The 15,308-nt window shown below is 69.7% G+C and carries 15 protein-coding genes; 12 read left to right on the forward strand and 3 right to left on the reverse strand.

Translation table 11 applies throughout. The features are described from left to right. Positions 1-141 precede the first annotated feature (141 nt). From ACO06I_RS22885 to ACO06I_RS22905, 5 genes are all read left to right on the forward strand, one after another. Positions 142-1,836 (forward strand): Calx-beta domain-containing protein, encoded by a 1,695-nt coding sequence (locus ACO06I_RS22885; RefSeq protein WP_421934923.1) that lies wholly within the window; start codon positions 142-144, stop codon positions 1,834-1,836. 102 nt (positions 1,837-1,938) lie between these two features. After that, positions 1,939-2,118, forward strand: a complete 180-nt coding sequence (locus ACO06I_RS22890) for a hypothetical protein (protein ID WP_421934924.1) — start codon at positions 1,939-1,941, stop codon at positions 2,116-2,118. 142 nt (positions 2,119-2,260) lie between these two features. Beyond that, on the forward strand, positions 2,261-4,162 hold the full coding sequence (locus ACO06I_RS22895; RefSeq protein ID WP_421934925.1) for a HAMP domain-containing methyl-accepting chemotaxis protein: 1,902 nt from the start codon (positions 2,261-2,263) through the stop codon (positions 4,160-4,162). A 78-nt stretch (positions 4,163-4,240) separates the two neighbouring features. Beyond that, positions 4,241-5,011: a hypothetical protein gene (locus tag ACO06I_RS22900; RefSeq protein ID WP_421934926.1), complete on the forward strand. Its 771-nt coding sequence runs from the start codon at positions 4,241-4,243 to the stop codon at positions 5,009-5,011. Next, complete coding sequence (locus ACO06I_RS22905; protein WP_421934927.1) at positions 5,008-5,592, forward strand: CDP-alcohol phosphatidyltransferase family protein; 585 nt, start codon at positions 5,008-5,010, stop codon at positions 5,590-5,592. The genes ACO06I_RS22900 and ACO06I_RS22905 overlap by 4 nt, the downstream gene beginning before the upstream one ends. 19 nt (positions 5,593-5,611) lie before the next feature. On the opposite strand, the gene ACO06I_RS22910 is transcribed toward ACO06I_RS22905, so the two are convergent. Next, complete coding sequence (locus tag ACO06I_RS22910) at positions 5,612-6,133, reverse strand: glycine cleavage system protein R (protein ID WP_421934928.1); 522 nt, start codon at positions 6,131-6,133, stop codon at positions 5,612-5,614. A 190-nt stretch (positions 6,134-6,323) separates the two neighbouring features. Between ACO06I_RS22910 and ACO06I_RS22915 the strand changes: the two genes are divergently transcribed. From ACO06I_RS22915 to ACO06I_RS22940, 6 genes are all read left to right on the forward strand, one after another. Continuing rightward, on the forward strand, positions 6,324-6,707 hold the full coding sequence (locus ACO06I_RS22915) for a hypothetical protein (RefSeq protein ID WP_421934929.1): 384 nt from the start codon (positions 6,324-6,326) through the stop codon (positions 6,705-6,707). Then, on the forward strand, positions 6,704-7,633 hold the full coding sequence (locus ACO06I_RS22920) for an alpha/beta fold hydrolase (protein WP_421934930.1): 930 nt from the start codon (positions 6,704-6,706) through the stop codon (positions 7,631-7,633). The genes ACO06I_RS22915 and ACO06I_RS22920 overlap by 4 nt, the downstream gene beginning before the upstream one ends. Before the next feature lie 32 nt (positions 7,634-7,665). Next, positions 7,666-8,100, forward strand: a complete 435-nt coding sequence (locus tag ACO06I_RS22925) for a MarR family winged helix-turn-helix transcriptional regulator (protein ID WP_421934931.1) — start codon at positions 7,666-7,668, stop codon at positions 8,098-8,100. Between the two features lie 274 nt (positions 8,101-8,374). After that, entirely contained in the window at positions 8,375-9,271 is an 897-nt protein-coding gene (locus ACO06I_RS22930; protein WP_421934932.1) for a hypothetical protein, read from the forward strand. Positions 9,272-9,438: 167 nt separating this feature from the next. Beyond that, positions 9,439-10,476: a calcium-binding protein gene (locus tag ACO06I_RS22935; RefSeq protein WP_421934933.1), complete on the forward strand. Its 1,038-nt coding sequence runs from the start codon at positions 9,439-9,441 to the stop codon at positions 10,474-10,476. A gap of 156 nt (positions 10,477-10,632) precedes the next feature. After that, positions 10,633-11,124, forward strand: coding sequence for an RpiB/LacA/LacB family sugar-phosphate isomerase (locus ACO06I_RS22940; protein ID WP_421934934.1), 492 nt, complete (start codon positions 10,633-10,635; stop codon positions 11,122-11,124). A gap of 10 nt (positions 11,125-11,134) precedes the next feature. On the opposite strand, the gene ACO06I_RS22945 is transcribed toward ACO06I_RS22940, so the two are convergent. Continuing rightward, positions 11,135-12,541, reverse strand: a complete 1,407-nt coding sequence (locus ACO06I_RS22945; RefSeq protein WP_421934935.1) for a hypothetical protein — start codon at positions 12,539-12,541, stop codon at positions 11,135-11,137. A gap of 18 nt (positions 12,542-12,559) precedes the next feature. Further along, complete coding sequence (locus ACO06I_RS22950) at positions 12,560-12,835, reverse strand: metal-sensitive transcriptional regulator (protein ID WP_421934936.1); 276 nt, start codon at positions 12,833-12,835, stop codon at positions 12,560-12,562. 92 nt (positions 12,836-12,927) lie between these two features. On the opposite strand from ACO06I_RS22950, the gene ACO06I_RS22955 reads away from it, so the two are divergent. Next, positions 12,928-15,240, forward strand: coding sequence for a heavy metal translocating P-type ATPase (locus ACO06I_RS22955; protein ID WP_421934937.1), 2,313 nt, complete (start codon positions 12,928-12,930; stop codon positions 15,238-15,240). The last annotated feature ends 68 nt before the right edge of the window (positions 15,241-15,308 follow it).

The raw sequence follows: 15,308 nt of genomic DNA on the forward strand, positions 1-15,308 counted from the left end.
TGACGGTCGGCGAGGCGCTCGAAGTTCCCGCCACGCGCGAACCTTTCCCCCTGACCCGCCCTGATTGACTGGCTGCAACCTGCAATGCCAAGGTTGGCTGGATCCTGTGGGGATATCCCCCGGGCCTGTGGGGGACGTTTCGTGCCGACAGTGAGTTTCGCCGGCCCGGTCTACTTCGTCGATGTCCCGGAGTCGGCCGGCTATGTGGAGCGCCAGGTCGTGCTCTCGGCCCCCTCCGCCGAGGTGGTCACGATCGTCATCAAGGGCTTCGTCGCCAACAACGAGGATATCGACCAGTCGCCCCAGACCCTGGTGTTCCAGCCCGGCCAGACCGCCCTGACCTGGCGGGCCGCCATCGTCGATGACGCCCTCTATGAGGCCCACGAAGGCTTCACCTTCACCATCGTCTCGGCGACCAACGCCGATGTTCTGATGTCGCCGACCTCGTGGGGCTACACCCACCAGCTCTCCGTCAAGATCATCGACAGCGACGCGCCGGTGGGTCCGATCGTCCGGTTCTCCGGCGACGGCCGCCAGGTCACGGTCTCCGAAGGCGACGGCTATATTGAGCACCAGATAGAACTGTCGGCGCCGTCGACCGAGGTGGTGACCGTCAGGGTCGACGTTTCCGGCTACCACAATCCGGACGTCGACTATCAGCCCCAGACCATCACCTTCCAGCCGGGGCAGACCACCGCGACCTGGCGGACGGCCATCGTCGACGACAAGCTGACGGAGCTGACCGAGCAGGTGAGCTTCACCCTCGCGGGCGCCACCAACGCCACGGTGGAGCGGGCGGCCGACAGCGGGTTCAACCGGCTCACGGTGAACATCTTCGACAACGACGCCCCCGCCGGCCCCAGCGTCCGGTTCGCCGGCACGCCCTATGTCCACGAGGTCTCGGAGGGTTCGCGCGGGGTCGAGCAACTCGTCCAGCTCTCGGCGGCCTCCACCAAGACCGTCACGGTCACCATCGAAGGCGTCAGCTATCTGAGCTCCGACATGGTCGTCAGCCCCGTGGTGGTCACCTTCGCGCCCGGCCAGACGACCGCCCTGTTCCGCGGGGTGATCTATGACGACGCGAGCCGCGAGGACACCAAGGGCTTCTCCTTCCAGATCGTCTCGGCCACCAACGCCTCGGTGGATCCCACGGTCCTGCCCGAGGGGCCGGTCAGCCGGTTGCAGGGCTACATCTACGACAACGATTCCGACGGCACGGCCGGGAACGACTACCTGCGGTCAACCGTCGGCATGCCGCAGATCCACGGCGGGCTCGGGAACGACACCGTCGAGGGGTCGAACCGGGACGACTTCATCCGTGGGGATGAGGGGAACGACATCATCTATGCCGGCGACGGCTTCGACGACACCCATGGCAACATGGGCAACGACACCATCGCCGGCGGCCGTGGCCCCGACTGGGTGGTGGGGGGCAAGGACGAGGACCTGCTGTGGGGCGAGGACGGCGACGACGTCGTCTACGGCAACCTCGGCGGCGACACCTGCGTGGGCGGCGACGGCCGCGACTGGGTCCGCGGCGGCCAGGGTGACGACTCGCTGTCCGGCGGCGCCGGCGACGACTTCATGTCCGGCGACCGGGGGAACGACACCCTCTATGGCGGCCAGGGCGCGGACCGGTTCAACACCTTCGGCGACGCCGGCCTCGACCGGGTCATGGACTTCAACAGCGCCCAGGGCGACCGGGTCCAGTTCGAGGGGGTCACCCCCTACACCCTGCGCTTCGAGGGCGGCGACACCGTCATCGACATGGGCGGCGGAAACCAGATGATCCTGGTGGGCGTCACCGAGGCCAGCCTCGGACTCTGGCTGGCCTGAGGCCGCGCCTTCCAATGAGAAAATCCCGGTCACGGGACTCCCGGCGCGGAACAGATTTCGCCCAGGCCTGTTAGAGGGGCTCCTGCAACCGGGTCACCGATAATGGCCTCTCGCCCGCCCCTTGGACTCTGGCTCGCCGGCCTGGCCATCGCCCTCTGCGCCGGGGCGGCCAGCGGCGCGGCCCTGCGGCCGGGCCCGGCGGAAACCTCCGAGCCCCCGGCGCCCCAGATCCTGGCCCTGTCCCAGACCGACATGACCCGCTTCGACCCGCGCGCGCCCTAGGCTCGCCCGACCCGGGCCGCGGCAAATCGCAGCGATCTGGCCGCCGCCCAGGAGCGCGGGCCGGAAGAGGTCAATATTTAATCAGTCGAAACCTAGAAACACACGCGACCGGTCCCCGGTCGCGTGTGTGGAGTTTCTAGGCGTGTTCAGTAATTTTAAGATCGGTACGCGTCTGACATCAGGATATGTCATCCTGTTGATCTTGATGATCGCCATGGCGGGCGTGAGTATTAACCGAGTCAACACGATCAACGGTCAGTTGGCGACTATCAATGACGTCAATAGTGTCAAGCAACGATTCGCCATCAACTTCCGCGGCAGCGTGCACGACCGGGCGATCCGCCTGCGGGACGTCGTCCTGGTCTCCGATCCGGCCGAGCTGGCGACGGTCCTGGCCGACATCGACCGGCTGGGCGCCAGCTATGCGGCCTCGGCCAAGCCCCTCGACACGATCCTGGCGGCGGGCGAGCAGGTCACGCCGGACGAACTCGAAATCCTGGCCTCGATCAAGACAACCGAGGCCCGGACCCTGCCGCTGATCACCGAGGTGGTGCGTCTGCGCCAGTCCGGCGACGAGTCGGCCGCCCATGCCCTCTTGATGGGCGAAGCCCGGCCGGCCTTCATCCAGTGGCTGAAGGAGATCAACCAGTTCATCGACCTGGAGGAGGCCAAGAACAAGGCGGTGGCCAGCCAGGCCCGCGCCATCGCCCAGGGTTTCCAGGTCCTGACCCTGCTGCTCTGCGGCGGCGCCGTGGTGATCGGGGCCTTCATCACCACCTGGGCCCTGGTGGCCATCCGGCCCTTGCGGAGCCTGACGGAGGTGATGGGCGTCCTGGCCCAGGACGACTACGCCGTGGAGGTCGAGTTCGCCGAACGCGGCGACGAGATCGGGGCCATGGCCCGGGCGGTCCAGGTCTTCAAGGACAAGGGCCTGCAGGCCCAGGCCCTGGAGGCCGAGGCCGGCCGGATGCGCACCGCCGCCGACACCGAGCGCGGCCGCACCGAGGCCGAGCGTCGCGCGGTGGACGCCGAGCAGGACGCCGTGGTGACGGCCCTGGCCGCGAGCCTCGGGCGGCTGGCCCAGGGGGACCTGACCACCCGGATCGAGGTCGAATTCCAGGGCCGCTACCTGCAGATCAAGACCGACTTCAACGCCGCGGTGGACAGTCTGCGGGAGGCGATCGGCGCCATCTCCAACTCCGTGCGCGGGCTGCACGGCGGCTCCGACGAGATTTCGGCGGCCGCCGACGATCTCTCGCGCCGCACCGAGCAGCAGGCCGCCAGTCTCGAGGAGACCGCCGCGGCCCTCGACGAGGTCACCGTCACCATCAAGCGCAGCGCCGAGGGCGCCAAGCAGGCAGCCTCGGCGGCCGGCGAGGCCAAGGGCCAGGCCGAGCGCTCCGGCCTGGTCATGGGCGACGCCGTCCTGGCCATGGGCGAGATCGCCGAGAGCTCCGGCAAGATCTCCAACATCGTCGGCGTCATCGACGAGATCGCCTTCCAGACCAACCTTCTGGCCCTGAACGCCGGGGTCGAGGCCGCCCGCGCCGGCGAGGCGGGTCGCGGCTTCGCGGTCGTCGCCTCCGAGGTCCGGGCGCTCGCCCAGCGCTCGGCCGGCGCGGCCAAGGAAATCAAGGAGCTGATCGCCGCCAGCCGGCTCCAGGTGGAGCGCGGCGTCAAGGTGGTGGGCGACACCGGCGAGGCGCTGGAGGGCATCGTCACCAAGTTCTCCGAGATCGACCTGCTGATTACGGAGATCTCCAAGTCGTCCCAGGAGCAGGCCGTAGGCCTCAACCAGGTCAACGCCGCCGTCAACCAGATGGACCAGGTGACCCAGCAGAACGCCGCCATGGTGGAGCAGACCACCGCCGCGGCCGCCAGCCTCAAGGGCGAGGCCGCCGACCTGGGTCAGCTCGTCGGCCGTTTCCAGATCGCCCCGGCCGCCCCGGCCGCCGGTCGTCCGGAACCCGTCCGGGCCCCGCGTCATCCCCCGGCGCGCAACCCGGTGGCCGCTCTGCGCTCAAGGCTGCAGCGGTTGTCCTGAGCCGTCCCGCGCGCCCCGCCGCTTGGGGCGGCGGGCGGCCATTGACCCGGGCCGGCCGCTGGCGTGTGATCCCGGCCCATGGACGGGCGGGTCGATGAGCGGGGCGAGCAGGCGAAGCGGCTGCGGGACTATTTCGAGGTCCAGCTGCTGTTCGCCGAGGCGATCGCGGCGCGGACCTCGCGGCTCCTGTCGGACACCTGCCTGGAGCTCACGAACCTGCACCGCCGGTTTGGCCTCGGCCGCCCCGACGGCGGCGCGCCCTCGGCCGGGTGGGCGCGCTACGCCGCCGGCCTCGAGGGTTGCGCCTCCCACGCCGATCGCCTGGACTGGACGGTCGCGGTCTTCGCGGACGCTCCGCCCGAGGCCCGCGCCACCCGCCGCTTCGGCTGCTTCAGCTACGAGCTGCTGAGCCCCGACCCCGTGGTGCGCATCCACTTCAGCAACCGCGACAGCGCGGACGGCCTCGGCCCCCTGGCCCGCGCCAAGGCCGATCGTCGCCAGGCCGAGCTGCGGGAGATGTTCGCCCATATCGGCGCCCACCATACGGACGCGCGGACGGTCCGGGGCGGCTCCTGGCTCTACAACCTGGAGGCCTACCGCCGGCTCTTCCCGCCCGACTACGCGGCCTCGACCTTCGAGCCGGAGCGGGTCCGCCTGGACGGAACCTCCAGCTGGGGCCAGCTGCTGGACTTCCGGGAGGCCGTGAAGCCCGCCGTCCGCCAGGCCCTGCTGGACGCCCTCGACACCCTGGACCTCGCCGCCCCGTGGAAGGCCTTTCCCCTGCGCGCCCTGGGCGCCGAGGCGCCGATCGAGTCCTTCCACCGGTTCTACGGCGAGATCCCCGCGTGACCCTGCGCGCCGTCCCCTACCTGCTGATCGCCTTCCGCCTGCTGGCCGGACCGGCGATGCTGCTCCTGGCCTGGCGTCTGGAGGCCGCCGCCCGCGTCCCCTGCGCGGTGATCCTGGCGCTGGGGGTGCTGTCGGACATCTTCGACGGGGTCATCGCCCGGCGCATCGGCAGCGTCACCGACCGTCTGCGCACCTTCGACAGCCGCACCGACCTCATCTTCTGGTCCTGCGTCACCGCCGCCATGCTGCTGCTGCACCCCAGCCTGCTGGCCGCCACCTGGCCCATGGTTGCGGTGCTGGCGGCCCTGGAGCTCACCACCCACGCCATCAGCTTCGCCCGCTTCCGCCGCGAGGCCTCGCCCCACCATCTGCTGTCGAAGCTGTTCGCCCTGGCGCTCTGGGCCCTGCTGACCCTGATGCTGATCGAGGGCCGGGGCGGGCCGCTCCAACTCCTGGTCTTCGTCATGGGGATCGCCTCCCAGCTGGAGGCCATGGCCATCATGCTGACCCTGCCCGCCTGGCGGCCCGACGTGCGGGGCCTGCGCGAAGCCCTGCGCCTGCGCGCGGCGGCGCGGGCCTAGCGCCTCTGCGGGCCGGGCCTCAGCCGGCCTTGGCCGGGGCCAGGGAGATGTCCACCATGATCTCGCCGGAGATGGCCTCCAGGGCGTCCTGGACCGCCCGCGCGGTCAGGCCGGCCGGCAGGCGCAGGCGGGCTTCCAGATGGAACAGCGGCGCGCCGGAATGGGGTTCGGCGCTGATCCGGGTGCTGAAGGCCTCGATATTGACCCCCAGCCCGCTCAGGATCGCGGTCACCTGGGCGACGATGCCCAGGCGGTCCTGGCCCACCAGACTGAACAGCAGCTCCTCGCCGTCCGCGCCGGGCGCCGCGGCCAGGGCGGGCGCGATGCGCACCTCCAGGCCGTGGGCGTCCACTGCCTGCACGGCCGCCCGCAGGGCCTCGACGTCGCCGGCCTCCACCAGCACCGAGCCCACATAGAGCCCGCCCAGCCGGCTGAGATGGCTCTCCAGCCAGTTGCCACCGGCCGACAGCACCGCGGCCGCCAGGGCCTGGGTGAGACCGGGCCGGTCGCTGCCGACGACGCTGAGGATCAAGGTGGCCATGGCCGACGGTTTCGGTCCCGCGCGGGGCCACGTCAAGACCGGCGTGAGGGGAGGGGGCGCCGCGGCCACGTTCTCCCCGCCGCGGGCGCGGAGTGCGGAATTTCGCGCTTCCGAATAGTTCATTTCCGTATTATCCGTAATCGGCAGAGGCGCGCGCGGCACGCGGCGCTATCGATCGGCGGAGGGTGCGATGGACGAGACCAGGTTGTTGGAACGCTTCGAGGCAGGCACGCTGTCGGAATTCCACCACCGCGACCACATCGCCATCACCTGGTCGTATCTGCGTCGCGATGGCGTCGAAGCCGGATCGCAGCGCGTCAAGGCCGGGATCCTGGCCCTCGCGGCGGCCCATGACGCCTCGGCGAAATACCACGAGACCCTGACCCAGTTCTGGATTGGCCGGGTCGCGGCCGAGGTGGCGGCCGGCCGGTTCCAGACCTTCGAGGCCTTCATCGCGGCCCGCCCGGAGCTCCTGGACAAGGGGTACGCGCTGCAATTCTACCGGCCCGAAACCCTGGCGAGCGCGCAGGCCAGGACGGGCTGGCTGGAGCCGGACCTCAGGCCGCTGCCATGACGGTCCTGCCCCTGCTCATTCCCCTGGCCGCCGTGTTGGCGATGCTCCCGTGGCTCGGGCGGGGCCGGTCGCCCCGGCTCACCGACGACGCCTGGTCGGCGTGGGTGGACCCGCACCGGCGCGACATCCTCGTCGACGGGTTGCAGATGCACGCCATCGACCTCGGCGCCGGCGAGCCGGTCGTGCTGATCCATGGCATCGGCGACTCGACCTATTCCTGGCGGCAGAACGCCCAGGCCCTCGTCGCGGCGGGTCATCGCGTCCTGTTGATCGACCAGCCGGGCTTTGGCCGGTCGGCGATCCCGCCGCGCGGCTGGTCCTACAGCGTCGAACATCAGGCGCAGACCATCCTCAAGACCGTCGATCAACTCGGCGTCGGCGCCTTCAATATCGTCGCCCATTCGCTGGGCGGCGGCGAAGCCCTCTATCTGGCCATGACCCATCCCGATCGGGTCCTGCGCCTGGCGGTCATCTCGCCGGTGTCGGAGCGAACACCTTGCCCCTTCGGCGTCCTGACCGACATGCTGGTCGGCTTGGTGGGCGTTCGGCGGTTCACGGCGCTCGCGCTCCGCAGCGCCTACTTCCGGCCCGAAAAGGTGAGCGACGTGCAGATCGACGAATATGCCCGCCTGCTGGGGCGGCCGGGGCGTCTGGGGTCGGGCGTGCTCGGCGGCGTTTGCAGGACCTATTTCTCCAAGGCCTATGACCGGATGGCCGAGAGCTACCGGACGCTGCGGCCCAGGCTGCTGGTCATCTGGGGCCGGCAGGACACCTGGCATCCGGTGGCCTTCGGTGAGCGGCTGCAGGCGCGCGTCGCCGGGTCCCGGCTTGAGCTGATCGCCGAGGCCGGTCACAACGTTCACCAGGAACGCGCCGACCTGGTCAATCCGTTGCTGGTGGGTTTTCTTGGCGACCGCCTGGTTTGACTCGTCCCGGCCCGCCCCCTACGGCCTAGCAGATGTCCGCCCGCCCCGAGAGCCTCCGCCTTGTCCCGCCGCTGCACCGCGCGACCCATGCGGTGGGGCTGTTTGTGCGTTCGCTGCAACTGGGCGTGAGCCAGGCCGAGGGCCACATCCTGGCCCATCTGATGGCCGAGGGCCCCTCGACCGTGGCGGTGCTGCACGCCGCCTTCGGTCACCGTCGCTCCACGTTGACGGGCATCCTCGACCGCCTGGCCGAGGCCGGCCTGGTGAGCCGCGGCGTCCCGGAGGGCGACCGGCGCACCTTCCTCATCAGCCTGACGCCGCAGGGCGCGGCCCTGGCCGGCCAGGTGCACGCCGCCCTGGCGGGCCTGGAAGCCGCCGTCGCCGGTCAGGTCTCCCCCGCCGACCTCGCCGGCTTCGCCGCCGTCGTCGAAGCCCTGGCGGCGGCGGCCACCACGCCGACCGATTGAGGGCGGCGTGATGCTCGTGTCCCCGCATTCCTGACCGAGGTCGATTGCCATCGTCCGGCGGGCCACTAGCGTGGCCCCATGCCGATCATGTTCCAAACCCTGCTGACCGACGCGGGCCTCGACCTGGGCGCAGTCCGCCTGCTGCGGCATCAGCCGAAGGGGGTGAAAGACCCTTTCCGGCATTTCATACAGTGTTGCTGCACTCCTAGCGCGCAGGAGCGTGGGGTTGTCGACTCGACCCGAAGTTGCGCATGTTGGCGCAAGGGAGGAGCGTATGAGCGCGAACGACACGCTGACCATTCGATTCGAATATCCCGATCAACCGAACCGTCACGACGTTCCTTTCGGGTGGATCTCCGGGGTCGTGTCGTCGGTCGAGATCACCATTGATGAGGTCTTGAAGGCGGTAGCCGAGCCAAGCGGCTTATCTGAAAATCGGGTTGTGACACTTCACCTAACTGCCGAGCCACGCCGCGGCTCCTTGGTCTTGACCTTCGCGATTGTTACCGTTGGGTTGCTGGTGCTGAGCAAACACTATGCCGACGACGCGCTGCGCCTCAATCTGCCGAGTCTAACCAAAGCGGCTGATGCGTCGACAATTGCGGCCTTAGCTCTACAGGTCGCACTGGCTCCTTGGGGGGAACTGGGACAAGTGACGGGGCACGCTAAGCCGCCGCCGCAAGAGGAGCCGGAATGTGTGCTTGCGGCGACGATCTCCGCCGACTTGAACGAGCCCCTGACGGGGGTTGCAGACCTGATGAAGCTGGCAGAGAATTTCAAATGCAAGGTTAGCATTCAGGTTCGCAGTTATCCACCCGTTGATCTCAACGAACCACTTGGTACCAATGCTTCAAAATCGAGGCTAAAGCCGCCGTATGTTGCTGGTGAGGTTGCGGTTGAACGTGCGGGAGTCACCGTCTACGGCCGGAAGAAATATAAACTATTTCGCGACACTGGCGGTAATTATATTCTGATCTTCGAAGATCAGCAGGCGGTCCCTGAGCGCCGACGATTGTCAGTCATCGGCACCTGGTTGTCCCAATCTGAGGCCGCGACACTTCAAGGCGTTCGAAGTGATGACGACGTCTTTCGTGTTACCCGGTTTGAGGTCGCCAAGACCGAGCCACCGCAACCACTGCGCCCACCGATCGACGGCGTTCGTAGACAGTGAAGCCCAGCAGGTAATTGCGCTGACACTGTACGAAAACGCTCAGCCCCTCCGCGCCCACTTGCCCCCACCCCCCGTCAAACGTGCGCCGCCCCCAAAACAATCGCTAAAGTCTAGCGTCCCGCCTTTTTCGGCGCCATCGTCAAAACCTGACGCGCGGGGAGGGCTTCATGGCGCAGGTGCAGTTGTTCGACGGCTATGACGCCGACGCCTATCGCAACAGCGACCTGGTGGGCTCCACCCTGGTCATGCTCAATTCCGGCGGCGAGGTCTTCCACTGGAACGCCGACCGCTACTTCATGGCGCTCACCGGCTCGGGCCTGACCTATGGCGGGCCGAACGGGGCGCTGCTGACCGGCGGGGTGATCACCGGCTTCAGCCTGGCGGCGTCCTACGGCCGGATCGCCATCACCGGCGCCCACGCCGACGCCTCGGTCCTGGGCCTGGCCTATAGCGTCGGCGACGACAGCCTGGGGGCCTCCACCCTGCTGGCCGGGGACGACGTCATCGAGGAGGTGGTAGGCGCCCCACCCACCTCCACCCCCAACGCCGACGAGGTCTATCTGGCCCGCGCCTGGGGCGGCAACGACCTGATGCTGGGGGGCGGGACCCGCTCCAGCTTCTTCGGCGGCGACGGGAACGACACCCTCGACGCCCGGGCGGGCGATGGCAACTACCTGCGGGGCGACGCGGGCGACGACTCCGTGCTCGGGGCCGGCGGCTTCGACGACATCAACGGCAATATGGGCCGCGACACCGCCCACGGCGGCGGCGGCGGCGACTGGGTCGTGGGGGGCAAGGACAACGACCTGCTGTTCGGCGACGCCGGCGGCGACGTGGTGGACGGCAACCTCGGAAACGACACCCTCAGCGGCGGCGACGGCGCCGACCTGGTGCGCGGCGGCCAGGGCGACGACCTGGTCTCCGGCGGGACCGGCGACGACTATCTGTCCGGCGACCGCGGCGCCGACACCCTCACCGGCGGCGCCGGCGCCGACACTCTCCACGGGACGTCCTTCGGCGGCCTCGACTGGGTGCTGGACTTCCGTCTGTCAGAGGGCGACCGCGTCCTCCTCGACCCCGGCACGGCCTTCCAGCTGAGCCAGGTGGGCGCCGACGCCGTCATCGACATGGGCGGCGGCAATCAGATGATCCTGGTGGGCGTGTCGCTGGCGAGCCTGTCCCCCGGCTGGATCACGCTGGGCTGAGGCGCGGCCGTCTGGCTCCTCTCCTCGCCCCCTGGGGGCTCCCATATTGCCCGGTCCGGGTCATGGCCGCGCGCGACGTCGCCACCTATAAGGGCTTCAAAGGGTGGGCCCCGCGGCCACCTGGACATTGACCCGGCGGGCTCGGAGGTGACGGCCATGAAAGTGTATTTCGCCTCCGACCATGCCGGGTTCGACACCAAGAACCGGCTCGTCGAATATGTCCGCGATCACCTCGGCCACGAGGTCGAGGACTGCGGCGCCCTGGTCAATGATCCGCAGGACGACTACCCGGCGATCATCGCGCTGGCCGCCCGGAAGCTCTCGCAGGACGTCGCCGCCGGCAAGGACAGCCGCGCCATCGTCGCCGGCGGCTCAGGACAGGGGGAGGCCATCGTCGCCAACCGGTTCAAGGGGGTCCGCTGCGCGCTCTACTATGGCGACCCGGGGAACGCACAGGTGGACGCCTCGGGCAAGCAGCTGGATATCCTGACCTCGACGCGCGAACACAACGACGCCAACGCGCTCTCCCTCGGCCTGAGGTTCCTGACCCTCGACCAGGCCAAGGCGGCCGTCACCCGCTGGCTCGCCGCCCCGTTCCCCGGCGACGCCCGCCACGCCCGCCGGATCGCTCAGATCGATCAGGTCTAGGCCCCGACCCTCACCCCACCTTCAGCCGCACGAACACCATCCCCGCCGACGGCTCGCCATAACTCGTCCCCAGCGCGCCGGGGATGTCGAAGGCCGAGACCAGCCCGCCGATCCCCAGCTTGACGCCGGGCCGGATCGTCCAGTCGTGGATGGCGCCTACCGAGAGCTTGGCCACCGTCACCGCCGGGGCGCCGTGGACGCCTGAGAGTTCGTCGGCGTCCACCTGTTCGGCGCGGCCGAACAGGGTCCAGGCCTCGTTGGGCGCCCAGGCGGCCTCGGCCAGATAGCCCCACAGCACCGGGCCCGGCGACTTGTCCTTGCGGGCCACGGCCAGGGTCGCGGCCAGCTGGCCGCCGCCGTCCAGGCGCTTCACATAGGCCAGGCTGGTGGAGACGCGGGCTTCGTCGTGGTCGGGCTCCAGGGCCTCGGGGCTCTTGATGTCGGCCCAGCTGGCCTGCACAGACCAGTTCGGGCCGGGGTTCCAGGAGATCCGCGCGGCGGTGGAGTCCAGCGCGCCGGTCTCGATGTCGTAGCGCTTCTCGTCGGGCTCGCGGCCGCGGAAGCGCGAGGCCTCCACCTTCCAGTCGCCCTGGACATAGCCCGCGGTCAGCACCCCGAAGGTGATGTGGGTGCTATCGAGCCAGTGGTGGCTGATGGGCGCCTCGGGGCTGTCCATGGCCGAGAGCCGGTGCATGAAGCTGGGGGGGCCGAAGGCGGGCTCGCCGGGCAGGCCGCCATAGATGAAGACGCTGCCGCGCTCGCCCACCGGCAGGCTGTAGCTGGCCGACAGCTCCATGAAGAGGTCGTGCGGGTGCTGGCGGTCGATGATCGGGGTCTTGCCGTCGGCGCTCTCGCCGGCCGCCAGCAGCAGGGGGTAGCCCTTGGCGCCCATGAAGGGGTCAGGGCTGAGCATGGCCCGCAGGCCCACGGTGCCGGCCCCCAGGGGCCGCTGGGCCATGGCCATCACCATGCCGGCCAGGAAGGCCTTGTCGCCGCCGCGGGGGCCGCCCTGGTCGGAATAGACCACATTGATCAGGGCGTGGCTCATGGTCATCCAGTCGCCGTGCATGCCCATGCCGCCCATGTGCGGGCTGGCGTCGGGCTGCCAGGCGGTGCCCGAGCCGTCGCGGGTCATGGGGAAGGGGCCGAGCGCGCTGGTCATGGCGTGGTCCATGGCCGCCATGTCGTGCGCCGGGGGGGCGGCGTCGTCGGTGGCGGTGGCCGTTGTGTGGCCGCTCATGTCCATGCCCTCCATGCCGGACATGTCGTGGCCGGCGTGCGGATCGGTGGGACCCTGAGGGTCACCTGTCGGCGTCTGTTGGCCGGCCGGCGGCATGGCCATGCCCGGCATGTCTTGAGCGTGCGCGGCGGTGGCCAGCGCGGCGAGGGCGGCGGCGGCGAGGAGGGTAGCTTTCATGGGGGAGGTCGCTCGGGTCTAGTGGGTGCTGCGTTCCAGCAGGGTGATGAGTTCGTTGGCCTTTTTGCGCTGCTCGTCGGCGTCGCCGCTGACGATGGCGCCCTCGATGCAGTGGCTCAGATGGTCGCGCAGCATCTCGGTCTCCACCTTGGCCAGGGCGGCGCGGACCGCCTGCAGCTGGGTGAGGATGTCGATGCAGTAGCGGTCTTCGTCGACCATCCGCGCGATGCCGCGCACCTGGCCTTCGATCCGGCTCAGCCGCGTGAGCAGCTTGGGTTTGTTCTCGCGTTTCATGCCGCCCTTATATACCCCCCTAGGGTAATTGCAATATGCCCCTGGGGGGTATATGTGCTGACCCTCGTTATCTACCCTCCAGGGCGACCGACATGTCCCACGACCACGACCATCACCCCCACGACCACCCGCTCATCGACCCCGTCTGCGGCATGACCGTGAAGACCGACACCCACCGCCACCTGCACGAGGGGGTGGAGTTCGGCTTCTGCTCGGCCGGCTGCAAGACCAAGTTCGCCGCCGACCCGGGCAAGTATCTGGAGGAGCGCGCGCCCGAGCCGCCGCCCCCGCCCGGCACGATCTACACCTGCCCCATGCACCCGGAGATCCGCCAGGAGGGCCCGGGCTCCTGCCCCATCTGCGGCATGGCCCTGGAGCCGGAGCTGGTCAGCCTGGACGCCGGCCCCAACCCCGAGCTCGTCGACTTCACCCGCCGCTTCTGGATCGGCCTGGCCCTCACCGCTCCGGTCTTCGTCCTGGAGATGGGCGGCCACGCGCTGGGCATGCGCACCCCCTGGCCCATGGCCTACAACCCCTGGATCCAGCTGCTCCTGGCCACCCCGGTGGTGCTGTGGGCGGGCTGGCCGTTCTTCGAGCGGGGCTGGGCGAGCCTGGTCAGCCGCAACCTCAACATGTTCACCCTTATCGCCCTGGGGGCGGGGACGGCCTGGCTCTACTCGACCTTCGCCACCCTGTTCCCCGCCGCGATTCCCAATGATTTCAAGACCCCCGGCGGCCAGGTCCCGATCTATTTCGAGGCCGCCGCGGTGATCGTGGTCCTGGTCCTGCTGGGCCAGATGCTGGAGCTGCGGGCCCGCGAGGCCACCTCCGGCGCCATCAAGGCCCTGCTGCACCTGGCCCCCAAGACCGCCCGCCGGATCAGCCCCGACGGGACCGACCACGAGGTCGCCATCGACCAGATCGCCGTCGGCGACCGCCTGCGGGTCCGCCCCGGGGAGAAGGTCCCCGTCGACGGCGAGGTGCTGGAGGGCGCCGGCGCCGTGGACGAGAGCCTGGTCACAGGGGAGTCCATGCCGGTGGAGAAGGCCAAGGGCGCCCGCCTGGTGGCCGGGGCCATCAACAGGACCGGCTCCTTCGTCCTGCGGGCCGACAAGGTCGGCGCCGACACCCTGCTGTCGCAGATCGTCCAGATGGTGGCCCAGGCCCAGCGCAGCCGCGCCCCCATCCAGCGCCTGGCCGACCGGGTCTCGGCCTGGTTCGTGCCGGCGGTCATCGCCTCGGCGCTTCTGGCCTTCGCCGCCTGGTGGTTCCTGGGCCCCGACCCCAAGTTCGCCCACGCCCTGGTGGCGGCGGTCTCGGTGCTGATCATCGCCTGCCCCTGCGCGCTTGGCCTGGCCACACCGATGTCGATCATGGTGGGCGTCGGACGCGGCGCCCAGGCCGGGGTGCTGATCAAGAACGCCGAGGCCCTGGAACGGCTGGAGAAGGTCGACACCCTGGTGGTCGACAAGACCGGCACCCTCACCGAGGGCCGCCCCGCCGTCACCGAAATCCATGTCGCGCAAGGCTTCGCGGAGACCGACCTGCTGCGCCTGGCCGCCAGCCTGGAGCGGGGAAGCGAGCATCCCCTGGCCGAGGCCGTGGTCCGCGCCGCCCTGGAGCGCGGCCTCACCCTGGCTGAGCCCAAGGACTTCGACTCCCCGGTCGGCAAGGGCGTCACAGGGTCCGTCGACGGCCGCAAGCTGGCCATCGGCAGCGACCGCTTCCTCACCGAGTCCGGGATCGACATCGGCCCCCTGAAGGCCGCCGCCGAGGCCCTGCGCGGCCACGGCGCCACGGGAATCTTCGTCGCCATCGACGGCGCCCTGGCCGGCCTGTTCGGCATCGCCGACCCGATCAAGGCCGACGCCGCCGAGGTGGTGGCCGAGCTGCGCGGAGCCGGGGTGCGGGTGGTCATGCTCACCGGCGACAACCGTGTCACCGCCCAGGCCGTGGCCGCCCGCCTGGGGATCGCCGAGGTGGAGGCCGAGGTCCTGCCCCAGGACAAGGCCGCCGTGGTGGCTCGCCTGAGGTCGCAGGGCCGCATCGTCGCCATGGCCGGGGACGGGGTGAACGACGCCCCGGCGCTCGCCGCCGCCGAGGTGGGGATCGCCATGGGCGCCGGCTCCGACGTGGCCATCGAAAGCGCGGGGATCACCCTGCTGCAGGGCGACCTGCGGGCCCTGCTGCGGGCCCGCCGGCTGTCGCGGGCGGTGATGGGCAACATCCGCCAGAACCTGGTCCTGGCCTTCGTCTACAACGTCCTGGGCGTGCCCATCGCCGCGGGCGTGCTCTATCCGGCCTTCGGCCTGCTGTTGACCCCGGCCATCGCCGCGGCGGCCATGTCGCTGTCCTCGGTGAGCGTCATCAGCAACGCCCTGCGCCTGAGGCTGATCAAGCTCTAGAGCACGTCAAGTTTTGAAGCTGGACCCTTCTTGCCGTTTCAGATGGATCCATCTGAAACGGTCAGGGT

Origin of the sequence: Phenylobacterium sp. (genome assembly GCF_965229015.1) — a bacterium.
Lineage (GTDB): Bacteria > Pseudomonadota > Alphaproteobacteria > Caulobacterales > Caulobacteraceae > Phenylobacterium.